We start from the raw sequence: 26,849 nt of genomic DNA, 5'->3' as shown, positions 1-26,849 counted from the left end.
AAGAGCTTCCGCAAACTGAACGCACCACAGCTTGTCGGAAAAGTAGCGCGCGGGACGAAGTATGACAATGGCAAAGAGATGAGGGTCGCCGCCTAGTATCTTTTTACACACCTATTGACAACGGCTCTCCCCATGCCGGTCAGCCCAGTAATATCACTGACTACATGAGCGAGCTTGAGATTCATCTGTTCCAGAGCCTTTTGCATATGCTGGATATGATGCGAGGCATAGGCCACTAACATCGAGCGCTGCCGCAAGTAGCTGCGCAAGATGCAAACTTGATCGGCTGGACGGAACGCGCCACGTAACAGTCCGTAGGTGTGCAACTCCTGTAGCCACTGGCAATCCAGCACGTCAGTCTTGCGCCCAGGAACATTTTTGACCCGTCGGGCATCGACCAGCAACACTTCGAAGCCTCGTTCCACCAACAACTCGTAGAGCGAAATCCAGTAAACTCCGGTCGATTCCATCGCCACCGTCTCGATCCCGCATTGCTTTAGCCAGTCGGCCAGCGCGCATAGCTCGCCCGTAAAGGCCCCGAAACGGCGAACATCTTTCCCTTCAGGATCGCGACTCGGAGGCACTGCGGCCCAGTGCTCCTCCGATCCGATGTCGATGCCAGCAGCATTGAGATTGATCCGCTTAAGCTGCGCGGGAAGTGGCACCTTGCGCTTTGTTGCGGTACCAACTTGACGGCGCCGCTTGGCATGAGCGGGCGTTGTCTTCATGGAGGTCCCTCCTTTGACACGTTGTTCTCAGTGGGACGCCCTGGGCGCGAAGGTGCGCTCCTTGCACTCTCCCAAACGGGATCACGCGGCCGATCGCGTGTCACCAATCATGTTGTCGCACTCCTTCGGAACCATGCTAATGGACGGGCATAAAGCACCAATGCCGGCTCGGTTTCCTCGACCCACGGCGTCCCGCCCCTCTTATACGCCAAACCTAGCACGCTACAAGTTACTTCCCTTTGTTCAGTTGCGAAGCAACGTAGTTTTGCTAATGGGTGACCCTATGAGGCTATACTATGAGGCTATACAGTTGCCGATTAGCGCGCCCTACTGCGGAAGGCCGGCAAGAATCCGCCGGGCCGTCTCCAGCTGGGCAGGGGCATCGTTGTCGGTAAACGCGCTCACCGCCTCGCGCAAGGGCATGGCGCCTTTCTCGGACCGGCCCACGGACGACCACGCGTGCGCCAGGCTGATCGCCGCGAGTAGCTGGAACCCGCGTGCCTGCTGCAGCTTCGCGGTCTCGATGGCCGCTTCGAAATCGCGCACCGCTTCATCGAAATTGGGTTGAGCCACCCGAAGAGAACATTCACCGCGCAACCGATGAATTTCCGGCAGGTAGAGACCGACGCCCGGCTCCTTCACCGTCAAAAGCACGCCATCCAGCAGCTCCAGCGCCCGCGCGGCCTGCTCCGCTTCGAGCCGGACACCTGCGAGCACGCCGGCGTAGAGTACCGGCATCGGCCCTATGGCCGAGACACGCGGGAATTCCGCCTCCATCGCCTGCAACCCTGCATCGAGTTCGCCTCCGCACGCGCGCGCCCACGCAGCGAAGAAGCGTGCGAGTGACCGAGGTCCGGGCAAGTCGAACTTGTCCGCAAGTTCGATCACTTGTGGAGCCTGTCGGATGACCGCGGCCCGATCATCGATCATTTGATAGACCGTCAACGCGTTCGTCATTGCGAACGCAATGCTGGGCACATGGTTGATCTCCCGCGACAACGCGATGCTGCGCTCGATGTTCTCCGCCGCTTCGCGCGGTCTACCCAACTGCGCAAAGGAAAATCCGTTGGTGAAGTACGCGCAAACGCCCGGATCGTGCGCGCCGAATTCATCGCCGAGCCCGCCATGCCGCACGGGATCGTAGAGTTTGAGCCCATCGCGGATGCCGGCGAGAGTTCCGGCCACATCGCCGCAGAAAATTGCCGTCGACCAACGGCAGTGGATGGCTTCGAGAAGCAGATTCTCTCTTCCCGATCGTCTTCCCAGCGCGACAAGCTCTTCGGCACGATCGCGCGCGACATCCGTTTGGCTATTCAGGTTGGCGTAGAGCCACAATCCCCAAAGCGCCTTGAACAGCCGGTGTTCATCATCCAACGTTTTTGCGACTTCGCACGCGCGCCGATAAATCTGTTCAATCTCAGGCACCCGCTGCCCGTTCAACATCATAACGGCAGGCCCTTGCTTGAGGAGGATCGCAAGCTCGCGCTGACTGCGTTCCGCTCCGGTCGGCAGGCTACTCGCCTGCGCAAGCGCCGCGTTGAAATGAGCGATCGCCTCCGCAAAGGCCGAGCGGGCGACCGAGCGGTCGCCGGCCCGCTCGTAGTAGAGAAACGCGGGCTCGGCGCGTTCGGCCCGGCTGAAATGATGCGCGACGATCTCCGGCTCGGACGCGGTCATGTCGGCGAACTGGCTTTCGAGCGTCTCGGCGATGCTGGCGTGAAGCGCTCGGCGCGGCTCGCGCAGGAGCAGGCCGTAGGCCGCGTCCTGCACCAGCGCATGTTTGAACAGGTAGTTCGCGTGTGGCGCGATGCCCTGGCGCGACAGCAAGCCGGCCTCAACCAACCGGTCGAGAGCCGCGCCAAGCTCCGCCTCGGGCCTGGCCGCCACGGCGGCGAGCAGGGCATGGGAAAATTCGCGGCCAATCGCGGCGCCGATCTGCACGACTTCCTTGGCCGATCCGAGACGATCGAGCCGCGCCATCAGCGAGGCGTGCAAGCTTGCGGGAACCGAAAGAGCGGGCGACGGGATCCCTGCGGCTGTCCGCCGGGCTTCGCTGTCGCTGTTGGCCTCCAGCACCGCCTTCGTCATTTCCTCGACGAACAGCGGGATGCCGTCGGAACGTTCGATGATGTCCTGCCGGATAGGTGCCGGCAGCGGCGTATTGCCGATGACGCCATCGATCATCGTACCGACATCGCGCTGCGCCAGGCGCTTGAGGGTCAGCACCGTGACGTGCCGTCCGATCCAGGGCGGCTTGAATTCCGGCCGTGACGTCACGATCAGCAGGACGGGAAGGGTCGCGCTGCGCTCCACCACGCGCCCGAACAACTCCAGGCTGGTGGGGTCGGTCCAATGTGCGTCCTCGAAAATCATCAGGACGGGACTCTGACGGGCGAGTGCCTCCAATTGCCTAACGAGCGCCTGCAGTGTCTTTTGCCGGCGCTGGGGCGGCGAGAGCTCGAGCGCGGGATAGCGTCCGTCGTTGGGGAGCGATAGCATCTCGGCGAGGAGGGCGGCGTCCTCGCGTGCGGTCGAAGTTTGCCGGAGCAGGTCGTCCAGCTTGTCGAGCTGGCCTTGCGTGGTTTCAGCATCGGCCAGCCCGGCGGCGCGCTCCATCTGGACGATGACCGGATACAGCGCGCTGTCGGTGTGTTGCGGCGAGCAGAAATAGCGCAAACGCGTGTGCGGTTCTTCGGCGATGTGCGCCATCAACGCGGCGGTGAGCCGCGATTTCCCGATGCCCGCTTCGCCGCTGAGCTGCACGACTTGGCCTTCGCCCGATGTGACGCATAACCAGCGTCGCGCGAGCAGTTCGGATTCCTCTTCGCGCCCGACGAGCGCGGTCATGTGGGTCGCGTGCAGGGCATCAAAGCGACTTTCCGCCAAGCCGGCGCGAAGGGCCGCCCAGGCGCGCGCCGGCCCCGCGATGCCCTTGAGGTCCTGGTTGCCGAGATCCGCAAGCTCGAAGAGATTTCCAAGAAGCCGCCGCGTGCCCTCGGCGATGACGACCATGCCCGGCCCGGCGATCGACTGCAAGCGCGCCGCGAGGTTGGGCGTTTCTCCAACGACGCCGCGCTCCTGGGCATCGCCTGCTCCGACCAGATCTCCGACAACGACTGTTCCCGTCGCGATGCCGACGCGCACGCTCAGCGGCGTGTCGGCCGTCGTCGCAAGCTTGGGTACCGCGTCGGCGAGGGAGAGCCCGGCCTTCACCGCGCGCTCGGCGTCGTGTTCGTGCGCGAGCGGATAGCCGAAATAGGCGAGCACCCCGTCGCCCACGTACTTGGCGACGAAGCCGCCGTGACGTTCGATCCGTTCCGTGCAACAGCGATGATAGGTGCCGAGGATGGCGCGCATGTCCTCGGGGTCGAGCCGGGCCGACAGAGCGGTCGAGCCCACGAGATCGTAGAACATAACGGTGAGCTGGCGCCGCTCGGCGCCATCGAAGGCCGAGGGCGGGACCGTAGCCTTTGGCGCGATCGCCGTGTCATCCAACGCCGCGATCGCCTTGAGCAGACGCTTGCGATGCCCCAGCGGGATACGCAGCTTCTCCAGGTCGTCCTCGGTCAGGTCCGACAGGACAGACGCATCGATTTCGTTTTCGCGGAACGTGGCCTCGTACTGGCCAAGACCCAAGTTTCTGAGCCAATCGCCGACGATCATCGTCTCCTCGCAAATAGTCTCTTACCCATGCGGGCATGATGATCGAGCCGCACCGACAAGTCCAGGATATGTCCGTCGAATGGTCGGTTTGACCTGACCGCTACGATTGAATGACGCCGACAGCCGCCGGATGAACGGCTCCTCGGGATGGAGAGGATTTTTAAAGGACCTTTTTCTATGCTCGGAGCCATATCGCAGGGCGGGGAGAAAAACCAAAGGAGTAAAGTAAGCTTTTGGGCTTTAATGAAAAAATCAACTACTTACGTATTATCCTTTGTTTGCTGGTGGTCGCGCCGCTGGCGCACGCGCAGCAGAGCGCGGCGATTGCCTCGGCGCATCCGCTGGCAACTGAAGCGGGTTATGAAATTCTCGAACGCGGCGGCAATGCATTCGATGCTGCGGTGGCCGTGGCCGCGGCGCTTGCCGTGGTGGAGCCGTATTCTTCGGGTATCGGCGGCGGCGGATTTTTTTGTTGCATCGCGCGGCCGACAACAAGCAGGTGATGATCGATGCGCGCGAGGTTGCACCGGCGGGTGTGAAGCCCGAGCACTACTGCGCCGTCAAATCGTTCCCGCTGCGCCAGAGCGTGCCACCGAGACCGCAAGCGAGGACGCTCCCACACACAGCGCGCCGGCGCGCATGACTTGGGCTCGGCTGCTGAAACGGGTTCGACCTTGACGAGACACATTGCCCCAACTGCGGCGGCGATTTGCAGATCAGCGCTGCTGCAATTCGATGTAACTTGTCGAAGTGCGCTAATAGTTTTTCACCACGAAGCACACGAAGTTCGGAAAAAACATGTTTTTTCTTCTCTTACTTTCGTGAACTTCTAGGCCCTTCGTGGTGAAAGTAAATGACCAGTTGCCAAATTTAAGGACGCTCATATTGAAGACACTACACTAGCCCGTACATGCGCTGGGGATTGTCCCAGAGCAATTTGCCTTTCGCGCTGGCGCGAATATCCTCGCGGGCCGCGAACTCTGCGAGCGTGCGGATGAAATCCTGCTTCGGCTCGTGCGGAAAGTCGGAGGCACAGAAAAAGGCGCCTTCGCCGAGCACTTCTATAGCATAAGCGAGGCCGCGCTCGTCCAGCTCGGCATGCAAGAAAACTTGGCCGGTGCGCAAGTATTCGCTCGGTGGGCGCTTGAGCAGGGGCACCTGGGTGTGGCGGCTGGCGTACTCGCGGTCGAGCCGCTCCATCAGGTAGGGCACCCAGCCACAGCCGGCTTCGCAGAAGGCGATGCGCAGGCCGGGGTAAATCTCGAACACGCCGCTCAAAATGAGACTTGTCATCTGGATTTGCTGGGCGATGGCATGGTTGAGCACGCGCAATTCGATCAAGTTGCGCAGCTTTTCCAGCCCGAGTCCCCAGGTGGGCGCGCCGTGCACGGCGAGCAGACAGTTGAGATCCTGCGCCGCCTCATAGACTGGCCAGTAGCTGCGATGGCCAAGCGCCTCAGGGAGTCCGACCGCCGGCAAGACGGCGCCGATCATACCCAACTCACCAACCGCGCGGCGCAGCTCTACGACCGCCTGCGCCGGGTCCTGCATGGCGATCAGCGCCATGCCCTTGAGACGGTCGGGAGCGACGCGCAAAAAGCGATCGTACAGCCAGTCATTGTACCCTCGCGCCAAGCCAGCGGCCCACTTCGGGTCGGCGAGGACGCCATGGGCCAGACCATTGGTGGGAAACAACACACTGACGGCTACCGACGCAGCGTCGAGAAAGCCGAGCCAATCCTGGGCAGTGGGCCGCTCCAGCACGCGCCCCAGCCCGTCGCCAACGCGGCTCGCGGCGCGATGCCAAGCATCGAGGCCGGGGAAGAAGGGCGCCGTAAAAAGCTGCGTCTGGCCGCGGTAGGGAGGCGGCAGATAATCAAAGATATCGGCGTCAGTCTCCATCACATGTCCGTCGGCATCGAACACTGCGGGAAAGTTGTGCGGCGCCATGGTCTCCCTCCTGCTATTTTATGCGCTCGAGGATCGATCAATTCTGTACCCCAAGAGCGTCGTTCAGTTTGGCCGCCTGGGCGGGCGGAAGCTTAGCAAGTCCAAAAACCAAATAGGGTCACCCTTTACTTTCTATATCACTTCAATCATTCACAATGCTATTGGCTTCTTGGTTGAGCTTAGCGAAAGAACTCGACGTAGAAGCGCACTCCCGGCTCTGGAACAACTTCATGCTTCACGGTCGGCTCGACAACACCGTGCCGGTCCGGAATGAGACCCACCTCTTCAACTGTTGGCTCCAAAATTCGGTATAGGAGCGATCCTGGCCGAGCGGACCAATAGAAGCGCAGGGTTTTTCATCAAGTAGAAAACGGATTGACAATTCCGCCGGTGCTCCGCTATGACTCTGGGTCATAGAAAAGCGCGTTTAAAATTCCTATACGGAAAAAATCCGGAGCGCGCTGCCCGGACAGGACGCGGAAGGGGCTAACGCAAGTGAATTCAACCGACTATACTTTTGTTTGGCAGCAATGGCACGCCGGTTGACCGGAACTACATCGACAACGTTCGGCTGACCACGGTTCTTGATCCTTCGACTGGATTGTGTGCTTCGGGTCTGCGGAGAGTTCTCACCGGGTTCCCACTCTCCCCAGGCAACGCAAACCGACGGCGCCGCTCGCTCTAAGTTCGACCGAGCGGCGCCATAAGCAACACTTGGCGCGCCACCGACCGCAGCGCGGCCGGAGCCGACCCAGGCAAAAGCGCAAATTTCACTAATCGCTCCGACGATTGAAACCGCACCGGTCCAGCGATATATCTCCGGGCAGAAAAAACGCGGTCTAAATTTCCTATACTTATGAGACAAGGGGCAGCAGGTCGTCTATAACCCAACCGAGGTGATGTCATGCGCTTTATCGGACGCGGATTATCCTCTCTCATCGGTGGGCTGCTTATTCTGATTGCGAATATTCCGGCTCAGGCGCAGGACTCCTTTTACAAAGGCAAAACCATTCGCTTCATCGTCGGCGCGCCGCCGGGCGGCGGCTTCGATACCTATTCGCGGGCGATCACGCGCCATCTCGGCAAATACATTCCTGGCAACCCGACGATGCTCGTCGACAACATGCCTGGGGCTGCCGGGTTGCTTGCGGCCAACCATGTGTACCGCGTATCCCGCCCCGATGGTCTTTCGGTCGGGACCTTCGTTGGCGGTCTATTCTTACAGCAGATGCTCGGACTCCCCGGCGTTGAATTTAACGCCCCACGGTTTGAGTTTCTCGGGGTACCGGCGCAAGACAATTTTCTCTTTGGCGTCGCGAAGGGCGCCGGGATCACTAGCGTGGAGCAGTGGAAAGCTTCCGGTACCATGCTAAAAATTGGCGGCATTGCGCCGGGCGGGGGCACCGACGATATTCCCAAGCTGCTAAAAACGGTTTTGGGGCTGCCGCTGCAGTTGGTCAGCGGGTATAAGGGCACCGGACCCGTGCGGCTCGCGTTTAACGCGGGTGAGGTGCAAGGCATTTGCAACTCTATCGAATCGTTTCGTGCCAACTGGCGCAACGAAATGGACAACGGCGAAATATTATTCATCCTGCAAGCAGGGTTGCGGCGCCATCCCGAGTTTCCCAATCTGCCATGGGCTGTCGATCTGGCGAAGAGCGATGACGCCAAGACGATGATCCAGACCCTTAGCCGCGTCAACGGCGTCATTAATCGTCCCTATGTGATGCCTCCTGGGACGCCGAAAGAGCGGGTCGGAATTCTCCGCAAAGCATTTATGGAAGCGATAAAGGATCCGGAGTTTCTCGCCGACGCCAAGCGGGCGCGGCTCGATCTCGAGCCGCTGGACGGCGAGGTGATCGAAAAGGAAGTGAAGGCGCTGTTCAAGCTCGAACCGGCGCTGGTGAAGCAGTTGAAGGATATTTTGAAATAGGAATTCACAGTTTGAGAGCCAAAAAACGCATGCCAACGCAAACCGACGTCCCCGCTCGCTCTGAGTTCGAGTGAGCGGCGCCATAAGCAACATTTCGCGCGCCACCGCCGCAGCGCGGCCGGGACCCAGGAGCGGAACGCTGTTAATATACTGGACAAACTTTAGCTAGTGCAGCTAGTGAGCAACGTATTGATCGATGCCGCGCGGCGCCACCGGATGAGGTGCCTGATCAGACTCTCGATTCCAGATGTAACGGTACCCGCTTGCCCCAAGGCTACATTCGGGTCTCGGCGGTCTTGCCAGAACATCAAGCCTTCATCGTCCGGAAGTGGGACGAAGCCACGCGCAAGAAACTGCGCGAACGCTCCTAGGAGTCCGTTTAGCTGCTAAATCATCATAATTCTTCCCACCGTGTGCTTGCAGCGCGCCACGGCGTCGAGAAAGGAAATTTTTCGGGAAAGGAGGAGCCAACATGAAACACAGAACCAGGGAAAGGAGGGGCATGGGATGAAGTTTTCTAAAGTAGAAAAGAATCTTTATCGTTGCGAGATCGTCATGGAGCCTGGGGCCAAGCCAAGCGTGCGCTATTACGCGCGGTTTGTCGATCACTCCGGTATTCGGCGATCTTTTCCGCTGGGACCCTGCCTGAGCGGGCTGGGGGGATTGTCCAGAATATCAACGCGCTGGTCTTCACGCGCGAAGATGGCCGAGCGATCACGAAAGGGATGGTTGATTACCGAGTGGAGCGGGCGGTCAAGGCAGGCGACGTTAAGAAGTTCGTGTTCCACAATTACCGCAACACTGCATTGACCGAGTGGGCACGCCAGGGTATCAACGTAGATCTTGCGATGCTCGCCGCCGGCCACTCCTCGGTTCAGATGCACAAGCGTTATTTGCTGCAGCTAGTCGGTGAGGACATCGCCAAGGCTTTTGGCACCGGCGAAAAAAATGGCAAAATAAAAGGGCTCTAACACACCCCATACTTGTAAGTACCTGATTTTACATATGGAGAAGGAAGGTGCCCGGTGGTGCCGCTGGTCTTCAAAACCAGTCAGGGGGCCGTAAGGTCCCCGGAGGGTTCGACTCCCTCCCTTCTCCGCCAGACTCTCCCCAGTGCCCACCAAGCTGAACCGGGGCTCACGACACAATCTAACTAAATTTTACTCTTCCCGTGCCGTGAAGGATTGGCCCGCTCCGCTTCTCGACGGCGAATCGGTAGTGTCGTGGGGAGGTTCCCCGACCCAGGTCGCCGAGCGTGCTCAATCACTCGACGTATCCGGTGAGCCGCGGACTGATTTCGCGGCCCTCCTCAGCGACCGTCATGGGCGCAACGGCCTTCGTTGCGATGACAGTGACATTTGGCGGGACAACCGCTGCCGTTGGTCTGATCGCAGTTGACGCCGCAATACTTGTCGTCGCCGCCCTTGGCGCCTTGCACTTCGACCGAGCTGAGAGTGCCATTTTTGTCCAAGTCGATGCTCGAAAATACTTGTTGCAGAGTCGCCGCGCTGGAGAGCGCCGGCGCAGTAAACTGGCTGCGCTTGAACTTCGGCCTCGACAAAAACCACCGGGCGCTCTCCGCCGCCCTCGAAGCGCCGCTGGTGCTAAGCCTTGGCCGCGCCGATTCCAAGTTGACTATCGATAGCCTGACATTGGCCGGACAACACCAAGACGACGGCCTGACCGCCCAGGGCAGCGCCAGCGGCACGCTGCAACTGCCCAACGGAACCATAGCGCTGCAAAACGCCGCGCTGACGTTTGCTCACTCGACGAACGCTACGCGCCTGGCCGTCCACGTCAACGGTCTCAAGCTCGGCGATCTCGGCGTGGTGCCAACCGCGCGGCTGGCCATCGCTGTGAGCCACGACGAAGCGAGCGAAACCAGGAGGCTCGAATCGGTGACCATCGAAACCGTGCTCACCTGGGCCGACATTCGCCAGCGCATTGGCCTCGATCGGCTGCCGCTCGAGTTTCCGCTGCCCCCCGACGATAGCGAGATCAGCGCCTTTGTCGATTGGCAAAACGACGGCAAGGTCGTGCTGCGCCTGGCTGCGGCGGTGGCGGATCTCAGCTCACTGTGGCGCTTTATCGCCGAAGAGTTTCGCCCCGCGGTGCGCAACGCGCGCTTCATGCTGGCGATCACTTATGCGAATGGCGCGGCGTTCGACAATGCCGCCGCCAGCGGCGTCTTCAACGGCGATCTCGCGGTCGAGCTGGAGCTGCGCCCGCCGCCCTTGCCGCAAGTGCCCGGCAGCGAGCTGCTCGTCATTAATGACACGGACCGCGCGCGCTGGATCAAGGCGCGCTTACAAAGCGGTTTGCGCAGCGGCGCCAACGGCGCGAGCGAACCGTATCTGGAGCTGGAGGTGCTCGAGCCGCTTGCGCTCGACATCAACTTGCCCGGCTTGGCGCAAACCGAGCCGCCGATCCACATCGGCGTTAACTCCATCAACTTCGATCTGAGCGGCGCGAGCGGCGCTGCCAATGGCCGGGTTGCGCTGGCCGGCCACTTCCAACTGCGCCCCATCGATCCGACCAAGAGCGCGCTGCCTGTGCCGCCGGCGCTCGCGGCGCACATGGCGAAACTATTCAAAGCCGTCGGCCTCACCGATTTGACCGGCAGCGCGGCTCTCGATGTGCAGTTTGCCGGCGGGCGCTGCGCCGCGAGCGTGGCGTGCCGCTTCGACGACGCCGGCATTCAGGCCGATCTGTTTGATATGATTGCCGGCTTGGCGCGCGGCATGAGCGCTCCCGCCGGCATCGATGGCGGTGCCAACGCCATCGATCTCGACATCGAATTCGATCTGCGCCTGCGCGAAATCAAGCTCGCCTTGGGCTCCATCGAAACCGGCGGCGCGCAGCAAAGCCAGTTCAGCTTTAGCCTGGGCTTCGACGGCCGTTTCGCCGGCGTGCAGTTGGAAAACTGCCGGTTCGACTTGTCCGATCGAGAATTTTCCTTTGGCATCGGCCGCCTCGCCGTGCCGATTGCTCTGCCCCATTTTCCTCTGAGCCTCGGCCAGCTAAACGAATTGAAAGCGCCATCCGGCCAATGGGACTACCAGAATCGTTGGCTGCAAGCGACCGAGCCGCAGTTAACCAGCGCCATCCGCAATCTGAAAAACGAAATCGACAGCCTGCGAGAACAGATCGAGCAATCGTCCGGCGCCGCGCAGTTGGACCTCAAAGCCATGCTCCGGCGCAAGCGCAGCCAATGGTTCGACAACAGCGCGCGCAAATTTCTCACCGAGGCGATCTTCGCCGTGCAGCAGCTGGTCGGCGCGCCCAACCGCGCCACCTACCAAAGTCTTGTCGAAGCCTACATGGCGCTGATGGACGCGACGCTGCACCAGTTTTCCTTCGATACCAAATTGGACTTTGTTCTGCGCGACGTCCGGCTGGTGCTGCCGTTTCAGAACCCGAGCGAGGTTCGCGTCGAAGGCGGCGCCCAGCTCGAAGGCTTCAAGCCGGACGATCCGCTGGCGCCGCTCGGCGCCATGGTCTTCAAAGTCGGCCTGTCGGCGGACTATGTCTATTTCAATGTCGAGGGCGGCGAGCCGATTCCGCTGCCCGCCTTCGGCAGCTACCGCAACCAGGCCGGCGTCGAGGAAGCCAAAGTCAGCCTGCGCTTGAACCATGCGCGCATCGGCTACGGCTACACCAAGAATTCGCTGGTGGTCGCCTTTGCCGGCGAGCTGAAGCTCGCGCCGCCGCTGGTCGACGACTTGAACACGGCCGACACCGTGGGCATCGGCGTGCGCCTGCCGGAACGAAGCCGCCTGGGCTTTAAGCTCGACGTGATTCCGATCGTCCTGGGCGAGATCGATTTTTTGCTGCCGGTTTTCGACTTCGATATCGACCTGCGCAAAGAGTACTCGCCGGGCATTCTCGGCGGCGAAAGCTGCGCGCCGTTCTGGGACGGGCTCCAGCTGATCGCGCCGAACGTTATTCGCCAGGATTTCAAGCGGCTCCGCTTCGCGCCGTTTTTCGGCACGCTGTTCGCCCCCAACTACAATCTCAGTTTCGATCTCATGCTGGGCGACGCGCACAACGGCCTGACCTACGTTTGCAACGACTACTTCGTGATCGTCGCCGCTGCGCCGAACACAGTCATCCCGCTGCTCACCGACGGCACGCCGTTTTTCAACAATCTTTGCGTCAACATCCGACTGGCCGGCTTCGGCGTCAACTTCGACTTGCAGCGGCCCTTTCCAAGCTTCTCGCCATTGGCGCTGTTTGAAATCTTTGGCCTGCTCGCCGATCCGATGATGCCCATCGATCCTGACGGCGCGCTGGCGAATACCATCCGCGCTTCCATCGAGAATGCGCGCATCACGCTGCCGCCGGCGCTGGTGCGCATGTTTCCCGAACATGGCGCGCTGCTGACCCGCGAAGTGAACTACACCGTCAACCTGGGCACGCTGATCACCATCGTTCAGGCGATCGCCGGAGGGATAGGAGAGATACTCAAGCAGGCGCAAGAGACAACCAACGATTTCGGCCAGTGGCTGGACAGCGTCAAAAAACAGCCGCCCGATTTTAGCCCTGCTGCGTTGTTGGCGCTCCTGCCGCCGGAGCTCCGCCGCTTTGACTTCGACGGCTCGTTTGTCGGCTTCGACGCCAGCGCCGCGTTCGTGCTTTTGACGCCCGCACAAGCAGCCCAAGCGTTCGCCCAACGCGACAAGCCGGTGGCGGAGACAAAGCCGCGGTTGGTGCTCGATGAGCGCTTTGCCAACCCGAGCCTTTCGGGCTGGGAAGTGCAGCCGCCGGGCGCGCGCGGCAGCTGGCAAATCGAGCGCGGCGCCCTCGCCCATCGCGGCAGCGCCGCGCCCAGTTTCGTGCTGAGCGCCAACAAGTACGACGATGTCAGCTGCACCACGGTGCTCCGCGCCGCCGGCGAAAACGCCGTTGGTGTCGTCTTCGGTTACCAAGATGAGAAGAACTACTATCGCTTCGCCATGAACCCGCGCGCGAAAACTTGGGAGCTCGTAAAGGTGCGCGGCGCCCAAACCGCCGTGCTGCAACAGCTGCGCCAGGACACCGAACGGCAGCGCAGCTATACCGTAACCGTACGCAGCGACGGCGCCGCGCCAGCGCTGGCCAGCGGCCGCGTGCGCCTGCGCGTCGCCGTCGACGGGCGCGACCGGCTCGACGTGCAAGACTCGAATAACCCATTCAAAGCCGGCCGGCTCGGCCTGTCTTGCGACGCCAACACGGCGGCGCGCTTCGATAGCCTGCAGATACATCGCCTGGGTGCGCCGCGGACGCCGCTCCTGGGCGAATACGCCGACTCGGCGTGGCTTACCTCCTATCGGCCCAATTTTTCCAGACCGGCGACACCGCTCTACGATCCCAGCGATCCGGCCAACTCGCTGCTTCGAAGCGCACCATTCGACGCCTTTGACGCTGCGGCGCTCGCGGCGCTCCCCGTGCCCGCAGCCGGCGCAAGCGGCGTATTGGTCGGCGCCGAAGTCAAAGTTCTCGACGATCAGCGCTTCAGTTTTTTGGGCTATCTGTTCACGGATGGCACTTTCAACTTGATCAGCGCGCTCGACCTCGAGCCGCTCCGTCTGTCGGTCGCCGGCCTGATGGTGGAGCTGCCGCTGCAAATAAGCGGCCGGTTGAAACTGAGCGGCCGGGCCGCGGGCGCGCGCTCGTTCGCGCAAGTCAGCGCTACCGTATACGGCAGTTGGCAGCCGCTGCCGGGAATCGTTGAAATCAACGCGGGCAGCAAAGCTAATCCCATCGAGCTGATGCTCCACACCGGCGGCCGCTTCGCGCTCCGCGGCAGCGGCGCACTGAAGCTCTTCGGCGGCGCCGCAGTAGTCAATGGCATCGTCGATATCAGCCATACCCATTGCTTCGTTAGCGGCGCGCTCGACTACAAGCCCAATTTTCAAATCGGCGGCCAGCGCTTGATCGAGCTGAACCTGGCCAGTGCCGGCCGCGTCGGTCCGGCGAATGCATTCGATCTCGGCGGCGCGGGGACGTTGAAAATCCTCGGCAAGACCTTCAGCCAGGCAAGCGGCAAGGTTTCCAATAACGGCATCGAAGTCGAAGCGCGGCTCGACAGCGGCGCCTGGAACTGGAATGGCATCGATCTGAAGGATTGCCAGATGACCCTCAGCGGCAAAATCGATTTGAGCCAACCAGGTGCGCCGTCGTTTCACTTGGCAGGCGATAGCAAGATCCGGCTGTTCGGCGCGGCCAATTCGAAAGCGCGCGCGGAAATCTCCGGGCGCGGCGGCATCCGTGCCCAAGGGGGAGAGCTGAGCCAGTTTGTCGAAGGCGCTCTTTACTGGCAGGGGCGCGAGTGGCTCGGCGGCCGGATCGAGCTCGGCACCGAGCAGATCGCGCTGCAAGGGCGCACCGCTTTCGCCCTCGATCTGACGCCGGCTGAGCTGCCGACCGGCATCCAGCTTGCCAATCTGTTTTTTCGCGTCGACCTGGCGGGCGGCTTTCGGCTGACGAAAACCGGCGGACTGCGCCACTGCAGCCTCGACGTCGATTGGTCTCTGGCGCTCAAGATGCCCGGCATCGAACAACAGTTCCCGATCGCCATGCAAAAAAAGCGCTTCGCCTATAATGCGCCGCAGAGCGCCACGCCTAACATGGTAGATCTGCTGCCGCTGCTCAACGTCAGCGGCGCGCTGTTCTTGCCGCTCGACAAGCTGGCGCTGCCAATCCCGGTGATCGCGGCGGATCAATTTACCCAATTCTACGGTTACTGGGACGCTATCGCGCAGACCGGCGACCTCACTTACAAAAAGGTCAGCATCAACAACAGCGGCAGCACCAGCGACCCGCGCTTTCCCAGCGCGCTGGGAAAAACCGGCGATCTCGATATCGCGGCAACCATCGCCAACGCCTTCGGGTTGCCAGCCCCGCCGGTGAAGATCAACGTGCCGACTTTCGGCATCACCGATTGGAAGTACATCAAGTTAACCGACCAAGACCTCGACCTGCCCGACATCAAAGTGTTCCGAGTCGGAACCTCCGTGCCTGCCTCGGTGCCAGCCAATCAGAAATTTGAATTGTTCAAACTGCCGACCCGCTTCAACGCTTCGTTCGCCGACGGCGCCAGCATGCTCAAGCCGCTCCAGTTCTCGCTCACCCTTGGCTGGCAGGACGGCAAGCTCGGCCTGATCGTCGCCCGAGGCAACAGCAAAAAATTCACCGCCTTCGAGGATATGTTCGATTAGAAGCCGGATTGTTTGATTCAGGTTGGCATCCGATTACGATCTGCCAACGATTGTTGTATCGTGGTTGGTAAAACGCCAGCCGGTGCTTTATGGCCAATTTCCCCATCTCTTCCGACAAAGAAGAGCAGCTCGCCCAGCGTATGCTCGCCCTGGGTGTGCGCGAGCAGGACATCGACGAACAGTTCATCCGCTCGTCGGGCGCCGGCGGGCAGAACGTCAATAAAGTCGCGTCCTGCGTCGTGCTCCATCATCTGCCCACGGGTATTCGCGTCAAGTGCCAGCAGGAGCGTTCCCAAGGGCTCAATCGGTTTCTGGCACGCCGGCTCTTGCTCGAAAAGATCGAAGCCCAGCAGCGCGGCGTAGCAGCCGCCAAGGAACAAGAAATCGAAAAGATCCGCCGGCAGAAGCGCAAACGCTCGCGCCGCGCCAAACAGCGCATGCTGGAAGCGAAGCATCACCAGTCGGAGAAGAAACAGCGGCGCGCCTCGGTCCGGTCCGATCGTCACGATTGACCGCAGTTACTTGCGGCAGGCGCTCAAAGAATCGGCCGCCTGATTTGCCTTGACAGACCACCTGACCAAGCAGTCAACGCATTCACTTCAGCGCGATCGCCGACTGTGCACGCGGCGAACGGGCGTGCCTCCAAATTGATACGCCCTGCCGTAACGGCCATGAGTTCGGGCAATCAGCCAGGGTCATTCTTTAGTTCTCTTTGCCGCCGATTCGCTGCTTAAATTCCGGAAAAATCTTCAAGCAAACCAAAACGCCGCTAAAACTGCCGATTTTTGCGCGCCTACCGCGATTGCATCCTGCCGTGTTTTCCTGCACCGGGGGGGGGCCGAAAATTGCGTAGGCCCGAATGAGCATTCCGGTAGTTTACACCTTTGGTTGCATGGCTACGGAGTTCGCGACTAGAATCAATCGCAATACGGGCTGCTACAGAAAGGGCAACGAGGAAACGCAATCGTATGAACGCATCAATGGTCCAACTTCCTCCCGAGCAAGTAGCCATCCGCGGAAAGTGTCAGCATCGATCCGGTACTTTTGTCGAGTTCCCGATCGAAGATGTCGAGACTTCAATACCAGTCCGCTTTGAAAAAATCGTTCGTCTCTATCCGCAACAGCTAGCGATTAAGGACGCCGATCGCAGCATTACTTACGCCGAACTGAATGCCGCGGCCAATCGCATCGCGCGCAGCATCTTGCATCGCGGCGACACCGGCGCGGAACCGATTATCATCCTGATCGACAAAAGCATCGCGCAGGTCGCCGCCATAATCGGCGTTCTCAAAGCCGGTCGTGCCTTTGTGCTGCTCGATTCATCGGCGCCCAAAGCGCGTCTTCACCAGATCATGCAAGATTGCGCGCCGGAGCTAGTTCTACACGACGGCAATAATGCCGCGCTGGCCAAGGCACTGGAGCGACCGGGCCATCGGGCGATCGCCGTCGAATCAATCGACTACAGTCTATCCGGCGACAATCTCGGCCGCTCCATTGCTCCCGACGATCTTGCTTTTGTCGTGCACACCTCGGGCTCCACCGGGCGACCCAAAGGGGTCATCAACAATCACAACACTCTGCTCCATCACGTAATGGTGCGCACCAATAGCGACGGCTACAGCGCTAAAGATCGCATCGCCCATCTTTCCTCCGGCACATCAAACGCCATCACCAACCCATTCTTCGCGCTCTTGAACGGCGCCGCTTTGCTCATGTTCGACGTCAAACAGGCGGGCATCGACCGCTTGCGCCGCTGGCTCCACAACGAAAGCATCACCTTTTGCCCGGTGGCCGCGCCGTTGTTTCGTGGTCTGTGCGAAGGCCTGACCGCGGCCGATCGTTTTCCTCAGCTAAGATTGCTGCGGCTGCGCAGCGAGACCGTGCGCGGTGTTGATGTCGAGCTTTATCAGAAACACTTCGGCCGCGACTCCTTCTTGGCCACCGGCCTTTCTTCCAGCGAAAGCCATATGTTGACGCAGTTCTATATCGATGCAAACACAACCCTTGCGGGCAAAGAGGTGCCGGTCGGCTATCCGGTTCGCGATAAAGAGATACTGTTAGTAGACGAAGCGGGCGATCCGGTAGCGCCGGGTGAAACCGGCGAAATCGTCGTGCGCAGCAAGTACTTGTCTCCGGGTTACTGGCGTAACCCGGAACTGAGCGCCGCCAAGTTCAACCGCGATCCGCTAGATCCCAACAAGATCGTCTATGCCACCGGCGACCTCGGACTCCGGCTTGCCGATGGCGGCCTCGTCCACAAAGGGCGCAAAGATTTTCGCGTCAAGATTCGCGGCTACGGCGTGGAGCTCTCCGAAGTAGAACGCCGACTGCGCAGCCATGATGCGGTCAAAGACTCAGTCGTTGTGTCGCGCCCGAACCCTGCGAGCGGCGCACAGCTGATTGCCCATGTGGTGGCACACAAGGACAGAACCCCAACGGTGTCGGCCCTGCGCCAACACCTCGAGGAGTCGCTGCCCGATTACATGCTGCCGGCCGACTTTGTCATGTTGGACGACCTGCCGCTCACCGCCAACGGTAAGATCAACCGCCAGGCGCTGCGCGAGCCCAGCCGCCAGCGGCCCGCACTGGCAAATGGCTACATCGCGCCGCGCACACCGCTGGAGAAACAGGTGGTCGCCATCTGGGCCGACGTGCTCACCCGTGCGGAAATCGGCGTTGACGATAACTTTTCCGATCTGGGCGGCGATTCGCTGCTGATGTCGAGCGTGTTGACGCGGCTCAATCGCGAGTTCGCCACCGGCATTGCGCCTGCGATTTTTTTTCACGGACCGACCGTCGCCCAAGTCGCCAAGGTGATGGCGGTCGATTCTTCCGGGCTCCAGCCCGGGGCGAGCACGGCAGCGGCGCAGCGCGTCGTCGTCTTGAGTGAGAATCCGGGGGCAACCGCGGTCTTCTGTTTTCCTTTTCGCGGCGGCTTTCGCAGCGAGTACGTCAAGTTCAGCCAGCTCTCCCGATACTTCGACGCGAGCTACTCGTTTTATGGCGTCCGCGCGCACGGCGCCGACGGCAACCAACCAGCGCGCCGCTCGTTGCGTGAAATCGTCAACGATGCGGTCGACGACATTCAGTCGGTGCAGCCGCGCGGCCCCTACTATCTCCTCGCCGAGTGCGGCGGCGGCATCGTCGCCTATGCCACTGCGCAGCGCCTCAATGCTCTCGGTGAACAAGTAGGACTGTTGGGGCTATACGACACCCACGCCTGGTCGCTGGGCAAGTACATGCTGCGCTGCGCGCAGGAACGACTGCGCTTCCATAAAAAATTCGGCGCGTGCGCCTGGCTGCGCGACTACATTCAAGCGCGCGCCGCGTACCACCTGGCCGCGCTCCGTAGCCTGCGCGGCCGCGACCGCGTTGGTTATTTTCTCGCCAAGGCAAGTTCGGCGCCCGGGGTCCTGGCGTTCTCACGAAAGGTTGACCACCTCGCGCACCTGCGCGCGCTGCACACAGACAACCTCGGTGCATCGGGTTATCGCATCGAAGCCATGGGCGCGGCCGAGAAACACTACTACCTCGCCGCCCATCGCTGCCGCTTCACGCCCTACGCTGGGCCTGTGGTGCTCCTGGTCAATGAGAAGTGGCACGCCCTCGAACCCACGCTGGGCTGGCGGCGCTTCGCCACGGGCAGCGTGCAAAGCTACCAGCTACCGGGGGATCATGACAGCGCATTTGCGAAAAACATCCCGCTCGCCGCTAGAATTCTCAACGATTGCCTCGACAAAGCAGTGCGCCGGTTCGAAGGGCGCAAGGCTCAGGCGGCAGCAGTTAGACAATCAGCCAGCGAAGTTATCTCGGCGGCACCGGATAACCGCGCCGATGATTCGCCCAGCAATCTCTGGCAAGCGCAGCAGCGCTACCGCTAGCTGCGGTTGTGCACGATCATCTCGCCCACCGGCCCTGGGAATTTGCCGTCAATCATCGTCTGCTTGATCACCTGGTTGGTATCGGCATGCACTTGCCAGTAGTGCGCGTTGTTGCAGTACGGGCGCACCAGCAGACACGGCCCGGTGCCGTTCAATTCCATGATCGCCACGTCCGGCGGCGGATCCTTGAGCACGTTGGGCACCGCAGCCACCCGCTCTTTGAGCATCTTGATCGCCAAATGGTGATCGGCAGCGTCCGTTAGCTGCGCTTTCAAATCGACGCGCCGGTACGGGTTCGCCGTGTAGTTTTGAATCGTGTCGCCAAAAATTTTATTGTTGCCAACCATCGTCAACACATTATCCGGCGTGTTGATCGTAGTCGCAAACAGGCCAATCTCTTTCACCGTTCCGGTCACGCCACCGGCGGTAATGTCGTCGCCGACTTTGATCGGCCGCAGGACCATCATAAATGCGCCGGCCGCGAAGTTGGCCAGTAAACCGCTCCACGCCATACCGATGGCGACGCCCGCGGCAGCAACAATCGCCGCAAAGCTGGTGGTTTCCACACCGAAGAAACCGAGGATGGCGACGACCAGAATAATCGTCAAGGTGCCCGAGATCACCGTGCCGAGATAGCGCGACAGTGTCGTGTCGACCTTTTGCCGGTCAAGCGCCGCCGTCGCGAGCTTGACAGCCAAACCAATCAGCCAACGGCCAATGATCCAGATGGCGATGGCACCAAGAACTTTCATGCCGAAATAAACACCGTTGTCGACAATAAACTGCCACGTCTTTCCGAGCTCCATGTTCACACCTCCTTGTGAAATGCACGGCCTCGATAGCCCAATTGTCGGAAGCTTGTCAATGAAAAAAACAGCTGCGCAACGCCCGCCGGGAAACTCGTGCCGGATGAATGATCGTCAGCTTGGGGTAGCTATCGCCAGATCGCGGATCGCTTGGCGCAGGGTCGCCGCTGCGTCTTTAAGCGGCTCGCCGCCCGGCAAACCGCCATCCGGGCAGCGAAAAACAAATTGCACATGGGTCGCGTCGTCCACGGGCACAAACCAACGTAGCACGGCAGCCGCGTTCACAAGGTTCGGCACCCAGAAGCGGGAGTCTGCTCTGGTGACCTCGGGTAAATCGCTCATTCCTTGCCAGTAGTTTTGCTCACGCTGGCTCGTGGCGATTTCAATCGGCGCCGCGGACGACGAAAACAATGCGGGCAGCGCCGGCGGATCGCCGGGACCCATGTAAGTAAAAATCACGCCGCCGATTTCCATCGCCGGATAAGAAGGCTGACCGACGTCCCAGCGCCGCTCTTTTCCCGGCAGCCACTCGCCGCGCAGCAGCACTTTACCGCATGGATCGAAGAGCCAGCCGTGATACATGCAGCGCAAGCCGTCCGGCTCGACGCGGCCATAGATCATGTCGACGCCCTGGTGCGCGCAGTAGCGGCCGATCATCGCCGGCTTGCCGGCGCCGTCGCGAAACAGAATCATCTCTTCGCCAAAGATCGTCACCGGCAACGGTTTGTCCGCGCCCAGTTCGCCAGACAAAACGCAGGGCTGCCAATAGCGCCGCATCAATTCGCCGCAAGGTGTGCCCTTGCCGGTGTGCATGAGTAAATTATCTTCTTCTTCAGCGATCATGCGATTAGGATCTTTCACCACGAAGACGCGAAGGGCACGAAGTTCGGAAAAGTACTGCCCAAATTTACTTGAACCCTTGCTTCGAGGCCAGCGCTCTCCGTGGTTTCGCGCCGTTTATTGGCGCGATCATAATCGCGATCGAGCGACAATGCCAATTCCCCGGCATTGCAGTGCACCGGACCAAACGATATATTCCGCGCAATTCAAAGCCGCTTCCAGTTCCCCGGCAAATCCAGAGCTAGCGGCACCAGGAGAGAAATTTGAGACACAGACCGCTATCGCCGATCGTGTTTTTCGCTGCGCTAATGGCCACGGGCTTCGGCGTTAATGCCCCAGCTAGCGCCCAGGACAAAGTCCGCATCGCCTGGGCCGGCAGCACGCCATCCAACACACCCACTTGGGTGGCCGATCAAAAAGGCTTTCTGAAAAAGAACGGCTTGCAAGCCGAGCTGATCAACATCAGCGCGAGTACAATTGTCATTCAAGCGCTGCTCACGGGCGAAGTCGACATGACCATCGGCACTGCGGCGACATTAGTCACTTCGCGCCTTGCCGGCTCCGACACGGTGGTGATCTTCGCCAACGTGCCGCACTTCGTCGACCACGTGGTTAGCGCTCCGAGCATTACCAGTCCGGAGCAGCTCAAAGGCAAGATCGGCGGCGTCAATCGCTTGGGCACCACTTCCGACGCTGGCCTGCGCATCGGCCTGCGCCGCTTTGGCATCGACCCTGAGAAAGACACCCAGATCATCGCCGTCGGCGAAAACCCGCAGCGCTTAGCGGCCCTGAGCAAGGGGATCGTGCACTACACGATCATCAGCGAGCCCCATGTGCGCGAAGCCGAGAAGCTCGGTTTCAGAGATCTGATCGATTTTGGCACCATGAAGATTCCTTTTCATTGGAACTGCCTGGTGACCACCGAGCGGGTCATCAAAACCAAACGTCCGATGGTAGCGAAAGTCGTCAGAGCATTCAGCGAAGCGATTCACTACATCAAGACCGACAAGGAAGGCGCGAAACAGATTATTGGCAGGAATCTCAAGATGAGCGATCCCGAAGGGCTTGAGCGCGCCTACCGTGCCTACGCCGCTGCGTTCCCCGAAATACCCAAACCGCATACCGATGGTGTAAAGACTCTGCTCGATGACATGGCACCCAAACAAGCCAAAGCGGCCAGTGCCGATCCGAAAACGTTTGTCGACGCCAGCTTCGTGCAGGAATTGGAGAACGCCGGATTCTATAAGCAGCTCTACAAAAGATAACGGGAGGCTGTCATGGTGAAGCAATGCGCGCTCGCGATAGCGCTAGCCGCGATCTTATCAATCTACGCAAAACCATCCCTTGCCCAGGACAAGATGCGTATCGCCTGGGCCGGCAGCACGCCTTCGAACACGCCGATCTGGGTAGCCGATCAAAAAGGCTTTTTCAAAAAGAACGGTCTCAGCGCCGAAGTCATCAACATCAGCGCCAGCACCATCGTCATTCAAGCGCTGCTCACCGGCGAGGTCGATTCCATCGTCGCGCCGTCGGCGACGCTCGTGACTTCAAAAATGGCCGGCGCCGATACGGTGATGGTCTCGACCAACCTGCCGCTATTCATCGACCACATCGTTTCAACCGGCGACATCACCAGCGTCGAGCAGCTCAAGGGCAAGACCGGCGGCGTCAATCGCTTAGGCACGACGTCGGACATGACGCTGCGCTTGGCACTACGCCGCCTGGGCGTCGACCCAGACAAAGACACCAAGATCATCGCCACCGGTGAAAACCCGCAGCGCCTTGCCGCGCTGGCGCGCAACCTGACCCAGTTCACGCTCCTCGGCGAGCCGCTCGTGCGCGAAGCCGAGAAGTTGGGCTTTCGCGACCTTTACGATATCGGTCAACTAAGAATCCAATACCACGTCAACTCCATCGTCACCCGGGAAAAAACCGTCAAAGAACGCCGCCCCCTGGTGCAAAAAGTCGTGCGCTCTTTCACCGAAGCGCTTCACTACATAAAAACCAACAAAGAAGACACCAAGGCGCTGATCGCCAAGAGCCTCAAAGTTAAAGACCCCGAAGGCTTGGAGCGCGCCTACAAAGCTTACAACGCGGCCTTCCCGGAAATTCCCTATCCGCACCCGGAGGGCGTTAAGACCTTGCTCGACGACATGGCCCCGCGTGACAAAAAGGCCGCGGTGGCCGATGCGAAGAGTTTCGTCGATATGAGCTTAGTGCAGGAACTCGAGTCCTCGGGGTTTATCAAGCAGTTGTACAAGCGGTAGCAAGCGCGACGAATGGGCTACTTGAGCCTCGTCAACCGAAATCCTTCGCGTCGAACTTGGTCATGACTCGCGCCGCCCCGACACGAGCAAAGACAACCGTGCCAGCCTAGGCAGGCGTGCTCTTTAGAAGAAGGTGATGCTCATACCCCATGTTTGCGGCATGCCGGAAACATGGGGTGTTCTGCCGCTTGTTTAGTCCATCTGCCGCCGAAGGAAGGTCGGGATGTCGTAGGTATCGTCCTCTTCCTTGTCCTTGCCGAACTGAAAGTTGGCTTTGTCCAAAGTGACAGTTTCGACTTCGTTCGAGCCCTGCTTTTTACGCTGCCAGGTCGGTGTGTCGAAATCGTCGGTGATGGTACCTAGATGGACCACTTTCTTGTTCGGCTTTGGGGCCGCGTTGAGGTTGTTCATCGACGTCAAATTGTTGATCGCCTGCACTTGCGGCTCCGGCTCGGGCTGCGGCCGGCGCTCCCGACGCGCTTCGCCGAAACCAGTGGCGATGACGGTGATGCGCAGCTCGTCGGTCATGCGTTCGTCGATCACCGCGCCGAAAATGATGTTGGCGTCCTCGTGCGCTTCTTCCTGGATCATCGAGGCCGCTTCGTTGACCTCGTGCAAGCATAAGTCGGCGCCGCCGGTGATGTTGATCAGCACGCCGCGCGCACCCTGGATCGAAATGTCTTCAAGCAGCGGGCTGGAGATCGCTTTTTGCGCCGCTTCGACGGCGCGATTCTCGCCGGTGGCCGATGCCGCGCCCATCAGCGCCAGCCCCATCTCCGCCATCACCGTGCGCACGTCGGCAAAGTCGAGATTGATCAAGCCGGGCGTGATGATCAAATCCGAGATGCCGCGCACCGCCTGCAGCAGCACATCGTCAGCTTTGTGAAAGGCATCGAGCATGGTCGTGGTCTTGGCAGCGATGCTGAGCAGGCGCTGATTGGGAATGACGATCAAGGTATCGACGTTGTCTTTCAATTCCTCGATGCCTTCCTCAGCCTGGCGCATGCGCTTCTTGCCTTCGAACAAGAACGGCTTGGTCACTACGCCGACGGTCAGCGCGCCGACGTCGCGCGCCACCCGTGCCACCACCGGCGCCCCGCCCGTGCCAGTGCCGCCGCCCATGCCAGCGGTGATGAAAATCATGTCGGAGCCGGAGAGATATTCCTTGATCTTCTCCTGGTCTTCCAACGCCGCCTTGCGGCCGATCTCCGGGTTGGCACCGGCGCCCAGTCCTTTGGTGACCATGCCGCCCAACTGCACGCGCACGCCAGCTTGGCTCTTTTCCAGCGACTGTGCGTCGGTGTTGGCGACCATAAAGTCGACGCCGGCGAGCCGTGCGCCGATCATCGTATTGACGGCGTTACCACCGCCGCCGCCGATGCCGATTACTTTGATGCGCGCCCCTAACGTTTGCGTTTGCTCCACAATCTCAAACATAAATCCTCCTCAAAACTGTTTTTAAAATTTTTGTTCTAAAAGAATTCGCTCCACCAATCAGACATACGGTGTTTGAACTTCGCCAGAAGATTTTCATCGCGCACGCGAAATAGATTGCCGTCCTGGCGCTGCATGCCGTAGAGCACCAAGCCAACGCCGGCGGCATAAACGGGGCTGGAGATCACGTCGACCAGCCCATTGATGTGCATCGGTGAGCCGAGCCGCACCGGCATGCCGAAGATTTCTTCGGCCATCTCGATGGCGCCCGGCAAGAGCATCGAGCCGCCGGTCATGACCACGCCGGACGGCAACGATTCTTCGTAGCCCGACTTCGCGATCTCTTTGCGCACTAGCTGGAAGACTTCGTCGAGACGCGGCTCGATGATTTCGCAAAGAATCTGGCGCGACACGCTGCCGGACGATTTGCCGGCGGCACTCGGCACTTCGACGCGCTCGTCGTCCGGCACCAGCGCCGCTTTGGCCAAACCGAAGCGCTGTTTGATCCGCTCGGCGTCGCCAAACGGCGTGCGCAGACCCGTGGCGATGTCGTTGGTCACGTGATGGCCACCGATCGGCAGCACCACCGTGTGTTTCACCATGCCGTCGTGATAGACCGCCAGTTCGGTCGTCCCGGCGCCCATGTCGACCACCGCAACACCAAGCTCGCGCTCTTCTTCGGTGAGCACCGACTCGGCGGCGGTGAGCGGCATGAAAACGATTTCGGCGACGTTCAGGCCGGCGCGGTTGCAACACTTGACGACGTTTTGCGTCGCCGTCACCGCGCCGGTGACGATATGCACGCGCGCCTCCAGGCGCACGCCGGACATGCCCATCGGCTGCTTGATGCCGTCCTGGTCGTCGATAATGTAGTCCTGCGGCAAGACGTGCAGCACCTCCTGGTCCTGGGGAATCGCCACTGCCTTGGCCGCGTCGAGCACCCGTTCGAGGTCGCGCTCGCCGACCTCTTTGTTTTTCACGGCGACGATGCCGTGGCTATTGAAGCCTTTGATGTGCCCGCCGGCGATGCCGGTAAAGACGCTGTGGATTTCGCAACCTGCCATCAACTCCGCCTCTTCGATCGATTTCTTGATCGCTGCGACGGTGCTTTCGATGTTGATCACCACACCTTTGCGCACCCCCTGCGATGGGTGGGTGCCGAGCCCGATGACCTCCACACCATGGTCGGTCATCTCGCCCACGACGGTGCAAATCTTTGATGTGCCGATGTCCAGACCCGCGACAATGCTGTTTTTCTTGGCCATAAACCCACTTCCTTCACTCCCCCTCTTGAGTAGACTTGATTAACTCCAACCTACGATGGCTGCGCGCGGCGCAAACGCGCCACGACTTGGTCGCGAAAGCTCAGATCCAACGACGCCAAACGCTCCTCATGGCCCTTCCACAGGGCCAGCACACGATCCAAGCGCGCGATTTTGTTTTGCCAATCGCCCCAGCCCATGCGCAGCGCGATGGGATACTTGGTCATGTAGATCACCACCTGTTCCGGTCCGGCGAAATGAATTTCCGACAGCGGCCGCGCATCGCGGGTCATCAGCTCGCCCAGGCGCATCGCTTCCTGGACCCGCTTGCGCAGCGCCGGCCCGCCGGCGGCCAACTCATCGGCGCGCAATCCGGTCAACAACGGAAACGAAGTTTTTTCCACCGCGTCGATCTCCTTGAAAAGCAGGCCGTCCGAGTCGACGTAATAAAGCTTGCCGAGAGCGACGATGGCGCGCGGCTGGCGCTCTTCGACGTCGATCACGACGCGGTGTGGAAACTCCCGGCGCACCAGCACGCGGCGCACCCAGGGGTGGCGCAGCACTTTTTGCTCGATGTTAGCCGCATCCACCTTCCATAGATTGACACCGTAGCGCAGGCCCGTCATGGCAACGATTTCGCTGCCGCCGACTTTTTCACTGCCGCGCACCTGAATATCGCGCACCGCGAAATACTCATTGTCGAGAATGAACGCGGCAGTATCGTTCAATGCTACTCCGATCCGATCGCGGGCCGCGAAGGCCGCCGCCAGAACGATACAAACTAAAACTATCACGCCAACAACGCGCAGGTAGCGGCGCCAATCCTTGGCGCGGCGCCGCCGATTGTCCTTGCGTAATACTTTGAGCGCGTTGACGTTCATTGTCG

General features: G+C 60.5%; 15 protein-coding genes and 3 pseudogenes. 9 read left to right on the top strand and 9 right to left on the bottom strand.

Going from position 1 to position 26,849, the window contains the following annotated elements; genetic code table 11:
- Positions 1 to 92 precede the first annotated feature (92 nt).
- Positions 93 to 728 (bottom strand): IS110 family transposase, encoded by a 636-nt coding sequence (locus FJ145_20590; GenBank protein MBM4263805.1) that lies wholly within the window; start codon positions 726 to 728, stop codon positions 93 to 95.
- Between the two features lie 327 nt (positions 729 to 1,055).
- Entirely contained in the window at positions 1,056 to 4,391 is a 3,336-nt protein-coding gene (locus FJ145_20585) for a hypothetical protein (GenBank protein MBM4263804.1), read from the bottom strand.
- A 233-nt stretch (positions 4,392 to 4,624) separates the two neighbouring features.
- On the opposite strand from FJ145_20585, the pseudogene FJ145_20580 reads away from it, so the two are divergent.
- Positions 4,625 to 5,034: pseudogene (locus FJ145_20580) on the top strand (hypothetical protein).
- Positions 5,035 to 5,285: 251 nt separating this feature from the next.
- Here FJ145_20580 and FJ145_20575 read toward each other — a convergent pair.
- Together FJ145_20575 and FJ145_20570 are read right to left on the bottom strand one after the other, a co-directional pair.
- Positions 5,286 to 6,341 carry an amidohydrolase gene (locus FJ145_20575; protein MBM4263803.1) on the bottom strand — a complete coding sequence of 352 codons (1,056 nt, stop codon included), beginning with the start codon at positions 6,339 to 6,341 and terminating at the stop codon, positions 5,286 to 5,288.
- Between the two features lie 179 nt (positions 6,342 to 6,520).
- Positions 6,521 to 6,664: pseudogene (locus FJ145_20570) on the bottom strand (tellurite resistance protein).
- 581 nt (positions 6,665 to 7,245) lie between these two features.
- Here FJ145_20570 and FJ145_20565 point away from each other — a divergent pair.
- The 6 genes and pseudogenes from FJ145_20565 to FJ145_20540 all read left to right on the top strand — a co-directional run bounded on the left by FJ145_20565 (position 7,246) and on the right by FJ145_20540 (position 19,354).
- Positions 7,246 to 8,274 carry a hypothetical protein gene (locus FJ145_20565; GenBank protein MBM4263802.1) on the top strand — a complete coding sequence of 343 codons (1,029 nt, stop codon included), beginning with the start codon at positions 7,246 to 7,248 and terminating at the stop codon, positions 8,272 to 8,274.
- Positions 8,275 to 8,537: 263 nt separating this feature from the next.
- A pseudogene (locus tag FJ145_20560) lies at positions 8,538 to 8,645 on the top strand (transcriptional regulator).
- Positions 8,646 to 8,816: 171 nt separating this feature from the next.
- On the top strand, positions 8,817 to 9,245 hold the full coding sequence (locus FJ145_20555; GenBank protein ID MBM4263801.1) for a site-specific integrase: 429 nt from the start codon (positions 8,817 to 8,819) through the stop codon (positions 9,243 to 9,245).
- A gap of 483 nt (positions 9,246 to 9,728) precedes the next feature.
- Entirely contained in the window at positions 9,729 to 15,473 is a 5,745-nt protein-coding gene (locus FJ145_20550; GenBank protein ID MBM4263800.1) for a hypothetical protein, read from the top strand.
- Positions 15,474 to 15,562: 89 nt separating this feature from the next.
- Entirely contained in the window at positions 15,563 to 15,985 is a 423-nt protein-coding gene (locus FJ145_20545) for a peptide chain release factor-like protein (GenBank protein MBM4263799.1), read from the top strand.
- A 456-nt stretch (positions 15,986 to 16,441) separates the two neighbouring features.
- Positions 16,442 to 19,354 (top strand): AMP-binding protein, encoded by a 2,913-nt coding sequence (locus tag FJ145_20540; GenBank protein ID MBM4263798.1) that lies wholly within the window; start codon positions 16,442 to 16,444, stop codon positions 19,352 to 19,354.
- Here the strand turns inward: FJ145_20540 and FJ145_20535 are convergent.
- Both FJ145_20535 and FJ145_20530 read right to left on the bottom strand, forming a co-directional pair.
- A complete protein-coding gene (locus FJ145_20535; GenBank protein MBM4263797.1) occupies positions 19,351 to 20,160 on the bottom strand; it encodes a mechanosensitive ion channel family protein in 810 nt (269 codons plus the stop codon). The genes FJ145_20540 and FJ145_20535 overlap by 4 nt on opposite strands.
- Positions 20,161 to 20,274: 114 nt before the next feature.
- Positions 20,275 to 21,003, bottom strand: coding sequence for a Rieske 2Fe-2S domain-containing protein (locus tag FJ145_20530; protein ID MBM4263796.1), 729 nt, complete (start codon positions 21,001 to 21,003; stop codon positions 20,275 to 20,277).
- A 260-nt stretch (positions 21,004 to 21,263) separates the two neighbouring features.
- Between FJ145_20530 and FJ145_20525 the strand changes: the two genes are divergently transcribed.
- On the top strand, positions 21,264 to 22,265 hold the full coding sequence (locus tag FJ145_20525) for an ABC transporter substrate-binding protein (GenBank protein ID MBM4263795.1): 1,002 nt from the start codon (positions 21,264 to 21,266) through the stop codon (positions 22,263 to 22,265).
- A gap of 12 nt (positions 22,266 to 22,277) precedes the next feature.
- Positions 22,278 to 23,267, top strand: a complete 990-nt coding sequence (locus tag FJ145_20520) for an ABC transporter substrate-binding protein (protein MBM4263794.1) — start codon at positions 22,278 to 22,280, stop codon at positions 23,265 to 23,267.
- A gap of 192 nt (positions 23,268 to 23,459) precedes the next feature.
- On the opposite strand, the gene ftsZ is transcribed toward FJ145_20520, so the two are convergent.
- From ftsZ to FJ145_20505, 3 genes are read right to left on the bottom strand one after another with little or no spacing between them, the layout of a single operon-like run.
- Positions 23,460 to 24,704, bottom strand: a complete 1,245-nt coding sequence (ftsZ, locus tag FJ145_20515) for a cell division protein FtsZ (protein MBM4263793.1) — start codon at positions 24,702 to 24,704, stop codon at positions 23,460 to 23,462.
- 35 nt (positions 24,705 to 24,739) lie between these two features.
- Positions 24,740 to 25,966, bottom strand: a complete 1,227-nt coding sequence (ftsA, locus tag FJ145_20510; GenBank protein ID MBM4263792.1) for a cell division protein FtsA — start codon at positions 25,964 to 25,966, stop codon at positions 24,740 to 24,742.
- A gap of 50 nt (positions 25,967 to 26,016) precedes the next feature.
- Positions 26,017 to 26,844, bottom strand: coding sequence for an FtsQ-type POTRA domain-containing protein (locus FJ145_20505; protein ID MBM4263791.1), 828 nt, complete (start codon positions 26,842 to 26,844; stop codon positions 26,017 to 26,019).
- Positions 26,845 to 26,849: the final 5 nt, after the last annotated feature.

This window comes from Deltaproteobacteria bacterium (genome assembly GCA_016874755.1).
Taxonomy (GTDB): Bacteria; Desulfobacterota; Binatia; order UBA9968; family UBA9968; genus DP-20.
Note: the sequence above shows the minus strand (reverse complement) of the source record. Positions and strands in the feature narration are given on the sequence as shown.